Here is a 16,300-nt window from a genome sequence, read left to right as displayed (position 1 = left end):
AGCGGGATATCCCACTCTTTTCGCTTGTAGAGTATTTTCTTTAACAATGTAATGATAGCACATATTGGTGCATAACTCAAATGATTATAAATCAAATATTGATAGCTGTGCTTTATCCGGCATATCATTTAAACTACCCAATTCATCAAGATAATCAATAATCTTTTGTGAGACGCCAGCTTTTTTGTTTAATTCTTCTTTTGATAGGAATGGTCCTTCATCACGTGCTGCAACGATACGTTTTGCTACGTTCTCACCAAGTCCCGGGACAGCAATAAATGGTGGAATTAATGTATCACCTTCAATAATAAATTCAAAGGCTGTACTTTTTTCCAGTGAAATAGGTTGCACCTTAAATCCACGTTGTGCCATTTCATTTGTAATCTCTAAGACAGTCAGTACATCTTTTTCTTTTTTTCCCAGATCATGATAACGTGCATAGTAATCTTTTACAGTCGATTTAATCGTATGTTTATCTTTAACCATTGTAATTAAATCAAAGTCAGATGCTCTTACTGTAAAGTAACTTGCATAATAGAATAATGGATGGTGTACTTTAAAGTAAGCAATACGCACCGCCATTAAAACATATGCTGCTGCATGGGCTTTCGGGAACATGTACTTAATCTTTTTACATGAATCCAGATACCAGGCAGGTACATTATTCTCAATCATCGCAGCTTCAAACTCTTCAGTAAGTCCTTTACCTTTACGCACGGATTCCATTATTTTAAAGGCAAGTGAAGGTTCAAGACCTGCATACATTAAATATACCATGATATCATCACGACAACCGATTACACTTGATAAATCACAAGTGCCTGATTTAATGAGTTCTTGAGCATTCCCTAACCATACATCCGTACCGTGTGATAACCCTGAAATTTGTACCAGTTCACTAAATGACGAAGGTTTCGTATCCTCTAGCATTTGTCTTACAAACCCCGTACCGAATTCAGGTACACCAAGCGTTCCTGTCTTACATAAAATATCATCTTCAGTTACTCCTAATGACTCTGGACTAGAAAATATTTTCATCGTCTCTTTATCATCGACTGGTATCGTCTTTGGATCCATGCCAGATAAATCCTGTAACATACGAATCATCGTAGGATCATCGTGTCCTAATATATCAAGCTTTAATAAATTGTCATGAATTGAATGGAAATCAAAATGTGTTGTTCGCCATGCTGAATCCTGTTGGTCAGCTGGATATTGAATCGGCGTAAAGTCGTAGATATCCATATTTTGAGGTACAACGATAATACCACCTGGATGCTGTCCGGTTGTACGTTTTACACCGGTACATGCTTTCACTAAACGATCGATTTCAGCCCCACGTTTATGAATACCAGAATCATTCAGGTAGCCTTTAACATATCCAAATGCTGTTTTCTCAGCAACCGTACCTATTGTCCCGGCGCGGAATACTTTATCTTCTCCGAAAAGTACTTTCGTATAGTTATGCGCGATCGGCTGATATTCTCCACTGAAGTTTAAATCGATATCGGGAACTTTGTCCCCTTTAAATCCTAAGAAAGTTTCAAACGGAATATCTTGTCCTTCTTTAATATATGGAACGTTACATTCCGGACAATTTTTATCCGGTAAGTCAAATCCACTTGCTACACTACCATCTTCAAAGAAATGACTCGATTTACATTTCGGACAAATATAATGGGGTGGTAAAGGATTAACTTCCGTAATTTCTGTCATCGTAGCTACAAAACTTGAACCTACAGAGCCACGACTACCAACGAGATATCCATCATCTAGTGATTTCTTAACAAGTTTTTGTGAAATTAAATAGATAACGGCAAACCCATTACCGATAATACTATCCAGTTCTTTTTCAAGTCTAGCTACAACGATTTCAGGTAAATCATCTCCATAAATACTACGCGCTCGATTATAGCTCATTTCACGTATCTCTTCATTTGCCCCTTCTATCGTTGGCGTGTACAATTCATCACGAATCGGGATAACAGTATCAATAGCATCTGCTAAATCGTTCGTATTCGTTACAACAATCTCAAAAGCTTTCTCTTCACCTAGAAAATGAAAATCATCAAGCATTTCATCAGTTGTTCTGAAATGTGCATCCGGTAAAGTTTGTCGATTTAAAGGATTACCTGGATTAGATGCAATTAATATTTCACGCGCAGGCTTTTCATGTTCATACAGATAATGTACATTTCCGGTTGCGATTACCGGAATATTTAATTTATCACCAACTCGGATTATACGATCATAAATTTCTTCCATTGTTTCATTATCGCGAATAAGATCTTTTTCCAATAAATGTTGATACAATGCTTTTGGTTGAACTTCTAAAAAGTCATAAAATTTAGCAATGCGTTCAACTTCTTCCTGATCTTTTTGCATCACCGCAGTAAATACTTCACCATTATCACACGCACTCCCCACTAATATACCTTCTCGATTCTCCATAAGAAGCGATCTTGGAATACGTGGTGTTCGATAGAAATAATTGACCATCGATTCACTGACAATCTTAAATAAATTTTTAAGGCCTGTCTGATTTTGTACAATTAAAGTGACATGCATCGGACGCGCACGTTTGTAAGCATCCTGATTTGAAAGTTTAGCATCAATTTCGTTATGATTTGTAACACCAAGCTGCTCTATTTGTTTTAACATCTTTACGAAGATATGTGCTGTTGTTTCTGCATCATATATCGCTCTGTGATGTTGCGTCAATTCTACGCCATATTTTTTGGCCAGAAAATTTAAACCGTGTTTACCCATCTCAGTATTGATCGTTCTTGATAATTCCAGCGTATCAATAACACCATTTGTCGTCGCACCATAACCTAAACGTTCAAATCCTGTATCGATAAAGCCCATATCGAAGCTTGCATTATGCGCGATATAGATGGCATCACCAACAAAATCTCTAAAGTCATTCAATACTTCTTCTATCGGTGGTGCATCGACTAACATATCATCTGTGATACCAGTTAAATTTTTAATCGTTTCATTCAAACGTTCACCAGGATTGCTAAAGCGTTCAAATTTATCAACAATTTCCCCATCTTTAACTTTTACTGCTGCAAGTTCAATAATTTTATCATATTGAGAACTAAGACCGGTAGTTTCAACGTCAAACACAACATACGTCGTTGTCTTTAAGTCTATATCCTGGGGTTTATATGCAATTGCCACGCCATCATCAACCAGCATACCTTCTATTCCGTAAATCATTTTAATGCCTGCTTTACTTGCTGCTGCATGGGCATCCGGGAAACCTTGACATCCATTATGATCTGTAATTGCAATTGCTTTATGACCCCACTTCGCTGCCTGATCAACATATCTACTAATATGAGTAATCCCATCCATTTGACTCATCGCTGTGTGTAAATGAAATTCAACTCGCTTATTTTCTGACTTATCTTGTTTCGAAGCTTTATTTATCTTTTCAATATCACTCATCATCATCACAAGGTCACGAATAAATGTATCTTGCTCGATACGTCCCTGGGCACGTACCCAATCACCAACTTTTAATGATGAAAGATGATCCAGATCATTTTTACCTTTACGGGTGAACATCTTTAGTATTAGAGAATCTGTATAATCCGTTATCTTTAGCTGAACGATATGTCGACCACTTTTAAGTGCTTTAATTTCAATATCAAAGATAACCCCTTCTAAAGCAACTTTAAACTCTTCTTCAATAATTGATTCAATCGGTTTAATCGTTTCTACCTGAATCTTTTTACCGATAGAACAATGTGTAATCTCTTCAGATACACTTTCTGCTTTCTGTTTCTCTCGCTCAACCATCTTTTCGCGTAGAAGCACGCTTTGTTGTGCTTCTTCTTCCTGTATATGTGCCTCAAGAGAAGCAAGTTCACGGAGTTGATCTTCATCACTAATTTCAAAGATAATCTGAGATAACTGAAATCCTGCCTGTTTGAACGCCGCCATTAATTTGCCGTTACATGATTTCTCAAAATGCTTCTGTTCAATTTCATTAACAACCTGAAACTTAAGTACATCTCCTGAAAAATTAAACAACTTTTGTTTCAACTGTCCTTTTAAGCTTGGACTCATCTCTGTCTGATCGATTGCATAAGGAATATATTCACGAATACGATCCGTTAAATATGTGTCATCTTTAACCTTTATTTCAAAGCTGACATTAGCGATATGTGAAAAGTGTTCATGAAGTTTGGTTTGTAACATATTATAGAGCACAAATGGCAAATGTGTTTCAAATGTAAAATGCATGTGCCATAATCGTTCTTCCTTTGAAATATCGATACGAGATAATTCACCGTTATGAATATCTTCAAATAGGTCTGTAATACCCAATTGCGTAAGTAATACATTAAATTTTTCTGTGTGTGTTAACGTCATGAGTAACCACCTTATCAAAAATGAAAAGCGTGAGACAAAAGTCCCACACTTATTTCTTCTATTATAACAAATTAATGTTCAAATGATGCATAGATTGCTTTAATTTTTGTGTCAAGTTCAGAAACTGGTACTTCAAATGATTCTCCGGTACGTCTGTTCTTAACTTCTACAATTTCTTCTGATGCCTGTTTACCTACAACGATTCGAACTGGCACTCCGATTAAATCAGCATCGTTAAATTTAACACCTGCACGTTCATTGCGATCATCATATAATACTTCATAGTCACGTTTATAGGCATCATATAACTGATCTGCTAGTTCACGTTGTGTGTCTTGTTTCGCATTAGCAGTGATGATATGGATATCGAATGGTGTAATTGATGTTGGCCAGATGATACCTTTTTCATCATGATGTTGCTCGATAACCGCTGATAATGTACGTGATACACCAATACCATAACAACCCATGATCATCGGTTCAGCTCGACCCTGGTCATTTAAGAATGTTGCATTCATTGACTCAGAGTATTTCGTACCTAACTTGAATACTTGTCCAACTTCAATACCTTCAGCAAACTTAATCGGACCACTACCATCAGCAGCCATTTCACCTTCTAATATAAATCTGAAGTCATCGAATACTTTAACATTAAAGTCACGTCCAAGGTTTGCATTAATATAGTGATAGTCCGTTTCATTCGCACCAACCGCTAAATTATTAATATCCTGAACACTATTATCTGCATAAATTTCAATCTTTTCAACACCAACTGGCCCAAGCGAACCTGGTGTAGCACCTAAAATCGCCTGAATTTCTTTATCAGTAGCCATTTCCACTGTTTCAGTACCAAAATAAGATTTAACTTTTACATCATTTAATTCGTGATGTCCACGAATTAAGAACATGATAAACTGATCATCAACTTTTACAATCATTGATTTTACAATTTCATCTAAGCGTTTACCTAATAAGTCTGCTAATTGCTGTGCTGTTTTGACACCAGGTGTATGTACCTTTTCTAAATCCTTTTCTTCTGTATGTTCTACATTTGGTACATATTTCACTTCAGCTTTTTCAATGTTAGCAGCATAGTCACTTTCATCAGTATAGCAAATTGTATCTTCACCAATTTCTGCTAAAGCCATAAATTCGTGTGTATGACTACCACCAATCGCACCACTATCCGCTATAACCGGACGGAAATTAAGATTCACACGAGAGAAAATTCTTGAATACGCACCATACATATCCTGATATGTTTCATCTAAACTTTCATCTGTTGCATGGAAACTGTATGCATCTTTCATAATAAATTCACGACCACGCAACAATCCGAAACGTGGACGCTTTTCATCACGGAATTTATTTTGAATCTGGAATAACGTAACCGGTAATTTCTTATATGATTTTAATTCATCACGTACTAAAGACGTGATGATTTCCTCATGTGTTGGTCCGAGTGCAAATTCACGGCCATGACGATCTGTCATACGCATTAACTCTGCACCATAACTCTGCCAGCGACCAGATTCTGACCATAATTCAGAAGGCTGTAATGCAGGCATTAATATTTCTACACCATCGATAGCTTCCATCTCTTCGCGAACGATTGCTTCAATCTTATTAAGTACACGTTTAGCAATCGGCAGGTAACTATAAACCCCACTTGCTACTTGCTTTATCATACCTGCTTTTAGTAATAGCTGATGACTTTTTGAATCAGCATCATTAGGTACTTCTCTTAATGTTGGAATGAACATTTTACTCTGTTTCATAGCTGCCTCCTTGAATTTCGATAATATATATATATCATATAATAAATTGATTAATTGTTAAACAAAAATGTAAGTTAACATAATATAAATACTGTTATTTAGTAAATAATAATAGAACGAATTATTAATAAAAAAATCCGACCGAAGTCGGATCATCATTATTTTAAGAAATATCTTGAAATGTCATTCCATGTTACCATGATCATGACAAAGAAGACGAATAGCGCACCAGCTGCGACGATATACATTTCTGCTTTTTTATTGACTGGTTTTCTAAAAATCGCTTCATAAATCACGAATAAAATTCTACCACCGTCAAGCGCTGGTATTGGTAATAAGTTCATAATCCCTAAGTTGACTGAAAGCATTGCAGTATAGCCAATTAATGTTTCAAGACCCATGCTGGCAACTTTTTCAGTATTCTTATATATACCAACCGGACCATTCAGCATATCAAATGAGAATGTGCCATTGAAAATAGAGGCAAACATTATTCCAAGTAAAGTGAAAATCTTTGTAGCACCATCAATTGTCATCGATACACCGTATTGTAATTTATCTAATAAACTACCACCAAACTCCGGACCAAATCCAATGATATATCGATCTAAACTCTTCCCTTTACTTACTTTCTGTTGCATCAGTTTAGGCTCTAAATTAAATGTCTTTTCTTTACCATCACGTTCGACAATGACCTTAATCGACTTTCCACCATTTTTATCGAGATAGTTTCTAATCTGGTTAAAGCTTGTCACTTTCTCATCATTTAACTGCTTAATCGTATCACCTTTTTTAAGTCCAACTTCTTGTGCTGGACTATCCTTAGCGACACCACTAATCGTCGTTGTCGGTGCACCTACCATAAACGCAAGTGCTAAAAACAATACAAAAGCTAAAATAAAGTTAAACAATGGACCGGCAAAAAGTGCAAGGAATTTAGGCCAAGGTTTTTTATTCTTAAATTGGCGTTCCAGTGGCGCAATCTGAATTAAATCTCCTTCACGTACAAAGTACGCTTCATGTGCCACATTATATCTCACTTGTTCATTTGTGTATTGATTGATACCTTCAATAAATAATCGATCCTCAAAATCAGAGTCAGTTACTTCAAGCTGTTCAATCTGTTGAAACTGATGCTGATCATCTAACAAAATATGTGTAACTTCACCAGCTTCATTACGTTTAATGTTGACTGTCATACCTTCTGTTAACGGATTTTGTTCCATTCCGCTTCCTGCCATCATGACATAGCCACCTACCGGCAAAAGTCTAATCGTATATAAAGTTTCATCTTTTTTGTAAGAAAATATTTTTGGTCCCATACCGATTGCAAATTCCGGACACATAATCCCTGCTCTTTTCGCAAAGAGCAGATGTCCATATTCATGCACGGTTACGAGCAAACCAAATATTATGATAAAAGCAATAATCCCCATATTACACCTCGTAATTCCTTGATTTATAGTCTGCGTCTACTGCTAAAATTGTATCTAAATCTGGATTTTCTGTCACGATATGTGCATCCATTTCACGTTCTATGATTGTTTCAATATCTAAAAATGAGATTTTACCATCCAGGAACAGCTGTACTGCTACTTCATTTACTGCATTCATCACAACCGGTAAAGTCCCACCTACTTCAATTGCACGATAAGCAAGTGCCAGGCATTTATAGCGCTCAAGATCCATTGTCTTAAAATCAAGTGTGCCAACTTTTGCTAAATCAAGTCGTTCGGCATTACGCGGTTTGCGGTCTGGATAGCTGAATGCATACAGAATCGGCATACGCATATCTGGTGTCCCCAGTTGCGCAATAACACTTGTATCGTTAAATTCTACCATAGAATGTATAATACTTTGTTTATGTAATATTGTTTCAATCTTCTCGATGGGTAGGTCAAATAACCATTTTGCTTCGATAACTTCTAAGCCTTTATTCATCATTGTCGCACTATCTATCGTTATTTTCTTACCCATTGACCAGTTGGGATGATTTAAAGCATCTTCAAGCGTTACATCTTTTAACTGTTCACGCGTCTTATCTCTAAAAGAACCGCCGCTTGCAGTAACAATCAATTTTTCAATATTTTTATGACTTTCACCATTTAGACATTGAAATATTGCTGAATGCTCAGAATCTACAGGTAATATGTTTACTCTTTTTTCTTTTGCACGCTGCATAACGATCTCTCCTGCTACAACAAGCGTTTCTTTGTTAGCAAGTGCGATATCAATGCCTTGATCAATGGCGTGTAGTGTAGGCTTTAACCCTACACTACCTAAGATAGAGTTGAGTAATATATCATTTTTTTCATAACCGGCTACTTTGAGTAAACCCTCATCACCAAATACTACTTTAGTGTGTTTTCCTACTAAATTAAGTTTATTTACATCAGATTCATTTTGAATACAACAAATATCTGGTTCAAATTCATCGATGATATTCTGTGCAATCTCTACTGATTTTCCAACCGCAAAACTAACGAGTTTAAAGCTATCTGAATGCTCACGAATAATATCTATCCCTTGCATTCCAACAGAGCCACTTGCTCCTAATATTCCTATATGTTTCATGACTTCACCTTATTCTAAAATGTATTAGTTTAATTCTATCACAAAATAAAATGAACACCTACTTTGGACTTTCAAAAAGAAAAACACGTAGAATAAATATCTACGTGTTTGTTACTGAAAATTAATAAGAAATATATTCATCAATGGTAATACAAAGATAAATGAATCAAATCGATCTAATATACCACCATGTCCAGGTAATAAGTTTCCGGAATCTTTCACATCAAAATGTCGCTTTAATGCAGATTCTACTAAATCACCTAACTGTCCGAACATACTAAATAACCAAGTTACAAGTAATAAAGGTATGATAGAGAGTGGCATATCATAATTTATGCTGAAGATTACTGCAATGATCGTACTACATGCAATGCCTCCCAAAAAACCCTCAATTGTTTTATTCGGACTAATCTCCGGCCATAATTTATGCTTACCTAATAATCTACCAAAAATATAAGCTCCTGTATCTGTGACCCAGACAACTAATAATGCATATAGTATAAAGACTAATCCATTTTCAGCTGCTCGCGTTTCATAAAAATACATAAAACCGATACCGATATAGGCTACGGCCAACATACAAAACGCAGCATCTACAAAGTTAAAACGGTTTTTAGACATTACTGTATAGCTCAGCATAATTAAACTCATTAATGTTAAAAATGGTACTTGATAATCAAGTGACACGAGATCACTTTTCTGAGGCGACATAATTAAACATAAAGCCACTACACTAAATATACCTGGTAATGAATATAGTTTAATATTTTTCATATTTAATACTTCTTTTAATGCAACAATTGCTAATAAATATGCCATTATCAGTAATGGTAATTGGCCATATATAACAACAGGTAAGAAAATTGCCATAGCAATGATTGCTGTTATTGTTCTCGTTTTCATTTTTTACTCCTTATAATCCGCCGAATCGTCTATGTCGGCTATGGTATTCTTCTATACAACGATCCATTTCTTCTGCATCGAAATCTGGCCATAATGTATCTACAAATACAAATTCACTATATGAGGCTTGCCAGATTAAAAAGTTACTTAATCGTTCTTCTCCTGATGTTCTTATCATTAACTCAGGATCTGGTATTGCTTTTGTAAACAAATAATCTGCAAAAGTTTCTTCATTAATTTCACTTAAATCAATCTGATTATCTTTATAACGTTCAGCAATAAACTGTACTGCAGATACAATCTCTTTACGTCCACCATAATTTAATGCAAAGACTAATGTTAAACCACTATTATTTTTCGTCTTTTCTTTAGCTTCAAGCACTGCTTTTCGCGTATGTTCCGGTAGCTGATCGATAAAGCCAATCGTTTCTACTTTTACATTTTTCTCAATCAGTTCCGGTAAAAATGTTGAAAGAAAATCACCAGGTAATTTCATCAAATAGTTGACTTCATCTTTAGGTCGTGACCAGTTTTCAGTAGAAAAAGCATATAGTGTTAAATACTTAACGCCAATATCACTCGCATGTCTCGTTATCGCTTTAACTGTCTGCATCCCTTCATAATGACCTTTTATACGCGGCATATTACGCTGTTTTGCCCATCTTCCGTTACCATCCATAATAATCGCAATATGCGTTGGAACAGCTTCTGTAGCTGCATGTTTTTGTTTAATATTCTTATCTATATTTCTTTTATTATTTTTTCTTTTTAAGAAAGGAATCATGATGTCCTCCAAATTCAAAACATTATTAATATATTCTATCATAAATATAACAGAGTGACATGGATATACAGAAAAAAGGACAAAAAAAGACTGAGATAAGATTACAATTATCTCAGTCTAAATATAAAAGATTAAACTTCTAAAATACTGCTTTCTTTTTCAGCAGTTAGTGCATCGATCTTTTTAATATGATTATCAGTTTCTGTCTGAACATTATCTGTAAATGATTTTAAATCATCTTCTGTCAGTTCACCATTCTTTTCAGCTTTCTTTAATGCATCATTTGCATCACGACGAATATTTCGGATTGCAATTTTAGCATTTTCAGCTTCTTTTTTCGCTTCTTTAACTAATTCTTTACGGCGTTCTTCAGTTAATGCCGGCACTGTAATACGAATAACGTTACCATCTGAAGTAGGATTAACACCTAAGTTTGCCATATTAATCGCTTTTAAAATATCATCGATTGAAGATTTATCATATGGTGTTACAAGTAACATTCTTGGTTCTGGTACAGAAATACCAGCTAATTGTTGAACAGGCGTATCAGCACCATAGTAGTTTACAGATACGCGTTCTAATAAATTTGCATTTGCATGTCCTGCACGAATAGCAGCAAATTCACGAACTAGGCTTTCAATACTTTTTTCCATTTTAGACTTTAATTCATTAATTATTTCAGTCGTCATTATGAATCTCCTTTTATATCATTGATAATATTATTATACCAAATTATTTCGTAATCGTCGTACCAATTTCTTCTCCCATAATCGCTCGTTTAATGTTGCCATCTTCCATAATCGAGAATACAACTAAAGGAATATCGTTATCCATACAGAATGAGCTTGCAGTTGAATCCATTACTTGTAATCCTTCCTGCAACATTTGGATATACGTTAACTTTTCATATTTAACAGCATTAGGGTCTACTTTAGGATCAGCTGAATAAACACCATCTACATTATTTTTACCCATAAGAATTACATCTGCTTCCATTTCAGCTGCACGTAATGCTGCTGTTGTATCTGTTGAGAAGTATGGATTACCGATACCTGCTGCAAATATTACAACACGGCCTTTTTCTAAATGACGAATCGCACGACGTCTAATATACGGCTCAGCAACTTGTTTCATTTCGATAGATGTTAACACGCGAGTATCACAGTCTAATTGTTCTAATGAATCCTGCAGGGCTAAAGAATTCATTACAGTTGCCAGCATACCCATGTAGTCAGCTGTACCTCTGTCCATACCTAAGTCACTACCTGTTTTACCGCGCCAGATATTACCTCCGCCAACAATAACTGCAACTTCACAATCCATTTTAGCAACTTCGGCAACTTGTTCAGCAATACTTTTAATAACGAAAGGGTTGATACCAAAACCAGTTTCTCCAGCAAGTGCTTCACCACTTAATTTTAATACGACACGTTTGTATTTAGATAATTCTTTCATTTTATTAACTCCGCCCTCTCAATGATATTAATGCTAAATTTTCGTAATTCATTCACTCAAAAAACTGCATTAATTTAAATTCTATTATACACAAAACTATGAGTATTATACCAATAAATAATTATGAATGAAAAGAAAATTAGAATAAACCTTACATTTATTCAATATGTATAAAAAAAGACACCGAAGTGTCTTTAATTCATATTATTTACCCATTTGACCCATTACTTCATCAGCAAAGTTATCTTGACGTTTCTCGATACCTTCTCCAACTTCATAACGAACGAATGATTTTAAAGTTCCACCTTTAGATTTTAAGAATTCAGCAACTGTTTGATCTGGATTCTTAACGAATGGTTGGTCAACTGCACAAATTTCTTCTAAATATTTACGCAAGCGACCTTCAACCATTTTTTCTACGATATTTTCAGGTTTACCTTCATTTAAAGCTTGTTGTTTTAATACGTTCTTTTCATGTTCTAACTCTTCAGCAGAAACTTGTTCACGTGATACGAATTTAGGATTTAAAGCAGCAATATGCATCGCAACGTCTTTAGCGCCTTCTGCATCAGTTGAATTTTCAACTAAAGCTAATACACCGATACGTCCACCCATGTGTAAGTATTCACCGAATGTATCTGCATCAGTTTTAGAAACTAATACGAAACGACGTAAAGTTAATTTTTCACCGATTGTTGAAATAGCTTCGTTCATTTTAACTTCAACAGTTTTACCAGCTTCGATTTCAGAATCCATTAAAGCATCTAAATCTGCAGGTTTTGTTGCTAAAATGTGATCAGCGATTTCTTTAACTAAAGCTTGGAAGCCTTCATTACGTGCAACGAAGTCAGTCTCAGAGTTTAATTCCAATAATACTGCATCGTTTCCTTTAGAAGCTACATAAGTAGTACCTTCTGCTGCGATACGATCAGCTTTCTTAGCTGCTTTAGCAATACCTTTTTCACGTAAGTAATCAACAGCTGCGTCGATATCTCCGTTTGTTTCAGTTAATGCTTTTTTGCAGTCCATCATACCTGCGCCTGTTCTTTCACGTAATTGTTTAACTAGTTGTGCTGTAATAGCCATTATATAATACCTCCAAAGAATTTGTGTTTTTACAATATAATAATACTAAACTCAAGCTAAAAACGCTAAAGTAAAGTGTTAATTCTTAAAAAAAGTGATAAATGTTATACACTTATCACCTTCATTTTAAAACTTATGCTTCTGTAGTTTCTGTTGCTTCTGCAGCAGGCTCTTCAGCAGCTTCAGTTAAATCGATATTTTGTTCAGCAGCTACTTCTTCATTAGAAACGCCTTGACGTCCTTCTAAGATAGCATCTGCCATTTTACCAGTTAATAATTTAACGGCACGGATTGCGTCATCATTTGCTGGGATAACATAATCGATTTCGTCTGGATCACAGTTTGTATCAACGATACCAACAATAGGAATGTGTAATTTTTTAGCTTCAGCAATCGCGTTACGCTCTTTACGAGGGTCAACGACGAATAATGCTGCAGGCATCGATTTCATTTCACGAATTCCGCCTAAGAATTTGATTAAACGATCATATTCTTTTTTAAGTTCAACGACTTCTTTTTTAGGAAGTACGTCGAAAGTACCGTTTTCTTCCATTTTTTCAATTTCAGAAATACGTTTTACACGTTTGTTGATTGTTTTGTAGTTTGTTAAAGTTCCACCTAACCAACGTTCGTTAATAAAGAATTGACCTGAGCGAATTGCTTCGTCTTTAATTGCATCTTGTGCTTGTTTTTTAGTACCTACGAATAATACAGTACCGCCTTCTTCAGATACAGATTTCATAAAGTTGTATGCTTCTTCAACTTTTTTAACTGTTTTTTGTAAGTCAATAATGTAAATTCCGTTTCTTTCTGTGAAGATATATTTCTTCATTTTTGGGTTCCAGCGACGTGTTTGGTGACCAAAGTGTACACCAGCTTCTAACAATTGTTTCATTGAGATTACTGCCATTTTAATTTCCTCCTAATTGGTTTTATTCCTCCACTACAGGCAACTTCGGAAACAACTTGCGTTGCACCATCCAAAATATTCATCCATAGTGTGTGAATTTGGCTTTTTTCAGGCCATATGTAAATATATCATAAAAAAACACGTTCATCAATACTTTAAATGTAAAATAGTGATGAAACGTGTATTCTTTTTATTTTAATGCGCATTTGCCAATTCTTCTAAGAATTTTTCTTTCTTAATTTTAATGAAGGTACCTTTCATACCTAATGAACGAGATTCAATAACACCCGCAGATTCTAACTTTCTTAATGCGTTAACAATAACTGAACGTGTTATACCAACACGGTCTGCAACTTTTGAAGCAACAAGTAATCCTTCGTTAGCACCAAGTTCTTCAAAAATATGTTCAATCGCTTCTTTTTCAGAATATGATAGCGAACTGATAGCCATATTAATCGCTGCTTTATCACGTGCAATTTTTTCAATATCAGCATGCTTTTCTCTTAAAATTTCCATACCTACTACTGTTGCAGCATATTCACCTAAAACAAGATCATTTTCATCATAATCTTTATCTACGCGTCCAAGCACTAAAGTACCTAAACGTGTACCGCCACCCTTAATAGGTATAACAACTGTACTTGACTTTTTAAACAGTTCTTCATTTTCTGGTGGAAAAACTGATAATTTATTATCTAATGATATATTACTTTTAGTAACATCAACTTCTAGTAATAAATCAACATATTCTTTTGGAAATTGGCGTTCTTCCAGCATTTTAATAATACGTTCATTTTTTAAAAGTTCATTAACACCAAACCCTAATAATTTACCGCGACGAGATAAGATGAATACATTGGACTGCATCGTCGAACCTAATTGATCGGCCATCTCTTTAAAATCAACTGCTAAACCTTTATGTTCTTGTAATAACTGATTGATTTCACGCGTTCTTTTTAATAATGACATAATGATTCTCCTTTAAAATATATTTATATTTAATATTTAACTTTTTCATTTAAGGATTCTTATAATATAAATTCACTTAAATCTTTATTTTTAGCGATTGTTCCAAGCTTTGACTCAACATATTGCGCAGTTATTTCAACAGATGCATGCGGCATATCAGGCGCTTCATATGATAAATCTTCAAGCATTTTTTCTAATATCGTGTGCAAACGACGCGCTCCGATATTATCCGTTTCCTGATTGACATCATATGCAATTTGAGCAAGCTTCTCTATTGCTTCATCTGTAAAGTTGATTGTTACATGTTCTGTCTGCATTAAACTTTCATATTGTTTTAGTAGTGATGTTTTCGGTTCTTTTAATATTTTAATAAAGTCTTCTACAGAAAGCTTCTCTAATTCAACACGAATTGGAAATCGACCTTGTAATTCTGGTATCAAGTCGCTTGGTTTAGATACATGGAATGCGCCGGCTCCGATGAATAATATGTGCTCTGTATTGACTGCTCCATATTTCGTCTGAACAACACTACCCTCAACGATCGGTAAAATGTCTCGTTGCACACCTTGTCGGGAAACATCTGCACCTTGATTACTTCCAGCAATCTTATCGATTTCATCGATAAAGACAATTCCCATCGTTTCTACAAGCTGAATCGCTTCATCTTGTACAGACTCTTCATCAATCAATTTCGTTGCTTCTTCATCGATAAGAATTTCACGCGCACGTGATACAGGTAATGTGCGTTCTACTTTTTTCTTAGGCATCATTTGACTGAACATATCCTGCATGTTATCCTGCATGCCGTTCATACCAAACATACCTAAACCTTTCAATTCCTGTTCCACCTTGATCTTTACAGTCTCATCTTCAAGTTGACCTGCTAGTAGTCTTTCTCTAATATCTTTACGCTTAAGTTTTACATTTTCATCAGGTACATCTTCAACCTCTTCTTCCTGTTGCATCGTTTGATTAAACAACATTTCAAAAGGATTTGAAGATTGCTTTTCTTTTTTCTTCATTGCTGGTGCTAATAATTTTATGAGACGCTCTGTTGCATTTTTTTCTGCTTCAGTACGCACTTCATTTTTCATTCTATTTTTAATTAATCGCACACCGTTTTCGGTTAAATCACGAATCATACTTTCTACATCACGACCTACATAACCAACTTCTGTATACTTTGTTGCTTCCACTTTGACAAACGGCGCACCAACAAGCGTCGCCATACGTCGTGCAATTTCTGTTTTGCCGACACCAGTAGGTCCAATCATAAGAATATTTTTCGGTATAATTTCTTTTTGCATGTTTTCGTCTAAAGCCATACGACGATAACGATTGCGTAAACTGATCGCAACTTTCCTTTTAGCATCTGCTTGTCCTATAATATGTTCATCAAGACTTGCAACAATTGCTTTCGGCGTTAAATTATTTTTATCCAAGTTTAACCCTCCA

General features: G+C 35.1%; 12 protein-coding genes. All 12 read right to left on the bottom strand.

The window, feature by feature from the left end; translation table 11 throughout:
* Window positions 1-84 precede the first annotated feature (84 nt).
* The gene (locus tag BHX94_RS09140; RefSeq protein WP_111746074.1) at window positions 85-4,386 is read right to left on the bottom strand and encodes a PolC-type DNA polymerase III; all 4,302 of its coding nucleotides are present in this window, start codon (window positions 4,384-4,386) and stop codon (window positions 85-87) included.
* A 71-nt stretch (window positions 4,387-4,457) separates the two neighbouring features.
* Window positions 4,458-6,164 carry a proline--tRNA ligase gene (locus tag BHX94_RS09135; protein WP_111746072.1) on the bottom strand — a complete coding sequence of 569 codons (1,707 nt, stop codon included), beginning with the start codon at window positions 6,162-6,164 and terminating at the stop codon, window positions 4,458-4,460.
* Window positions 6,165-6,322: 158 nt separating this feature from the next.
* Window positions 6,323-7,600, bottom strand: coding sequence for an RIP metalloprotease RseP (gene rseP, locus BHX94_RS09130; protein ID WP_111746070.1), 1,278 nt, complete (start codon window positions 7,598-7,600; stop codon window positions 6,323-6,325).
* A 1-nt stretch (window position 7,601) separates the two neighbouring features.
* On the bottom strand, window positions 7,602-8,738 hold the full coding sequence (gene dxr / locus BHX94_RS09125; protein ID WP_111746068.1) for a 1-deoxy-D-xylulose-5-phosphate reductoisomerase: 1,137 nt from the start codon (window positions 8,736-8,738) through the stop codon (window positions 7,602-7,604).
* Window positions 8,739-8,849: 111 nt separating this feature from the next.
* A complete protein-coding gene (locus tag BHX94_RS09120; RefSeq protein WP_096076711.1) occupies window positions 8,850-9,641 on the bottom strand; it encodes a phosphatidate cytidylyltransferase in 792 nt (263 codons plus the stop codon).
* 10 nt (window positions 9,642-9,651) lie between these two features.
* On the bottom strand, window positions 9,652-10,425 hold the full coding sequence (locus BHX94_RS09115; RefSeq protein ID WP_111746066.1) for an isoprenyl transferase: 774 nt from the start codon (window positions 10,423-10,425) through the stop codon (window positions 9,652-9,654).
* 131 nt (window positions 10,426-10,556) lie between these two features.
* Entirely contained in the window at window positions 10,557-11,114 is a 558-nt protein-coding gene (gene frr, locus BHX94_RS09110) for a ribosome recycling factor (protein ID WP_111746064.1), read from the bottom strand.
* A gap of 43 nt (window positions 11,115-11,157) precedes the next feature.
* On the bottom strand, window positions 11,158-11,880 hold the full coding sequence (gene pyrH / locus BHX94_RS09105) for a UMP kinase (RefSeq protein WP_096076714.1): 723 nt from the start codon (window positions 11,878-11,880) through the stop codon (window positions 11,158-11,160).
* Between the two features lie 204 nt (window positions 11,881-12,084).
* Complete coding sequence (gene tsf, locus BHX94_RS09100; RefSeq protein WP_111746062.1) at window positions 12,085-12,966, bottom strand: translation elongation factor Ts; 882 nt, start codon at window positions 12,964-12,966, stop codon at window positions 12,085-12,087.
* 133 nt (window positions 12,967-13,099) lie between these two features.
* Window positions 13,100-13,876 (bottom strand): 30S ribosomal protein S2, encoded by a 777-nt coding sequence (rpsB, locus tag BHX94_RS09095; RefSeq protein WP_111746060.1) that lies wholly within the window; start codon window positions 13,874-13,876, stop codon window positions 13,100-13,102.
* Window positions 13,877-14,071: 195 nt separating this feature from the next.
* Window positions 14,072-14,845 (bottom strand): GTP-sensing pleiotropic transcriptional regulator CodY, encoded by a 774-nt coding sequence (gene codY, locus BHX94_RS09090; RefSeq protein ID WP_111746058.1) that lies wholly within the window; start codon window positions 14,843-14,845, stop codon window positions 14,072-14,074.
* A 59-nt stretch (window positions 14,846-14,904) separates the two neighbouring features.
* On the bottom strand, window positions 14,905-16,287 hold the full coding sequence (hslU, locus tag BHX94_RS09085) for an ATP-dependent protease ATPase subunit HslU (protein ID WP_111746056.1): 1,383 nt from the start codon (window positions 16,285-16,287) through the stop codon (window positions 14,905-14,907).
* Window positions 16,288-16,300: the final 13 nt, after the last annotated feature.

The organism is Macrococcoides bohemicum (assembly GCF_003259675.1).
Classification (GTDB): Bacteria; Bacillota; Bacilli; order Staphylococcales; family Staphylococcaceae; genus Macrococcoides; species Macrococcoides bohemicum.
The sequence above is the reverse complement of the archived record's forward strand: the minus strand, read 5'-3'. Positions and strand labels throughout refer to the sequence as shown.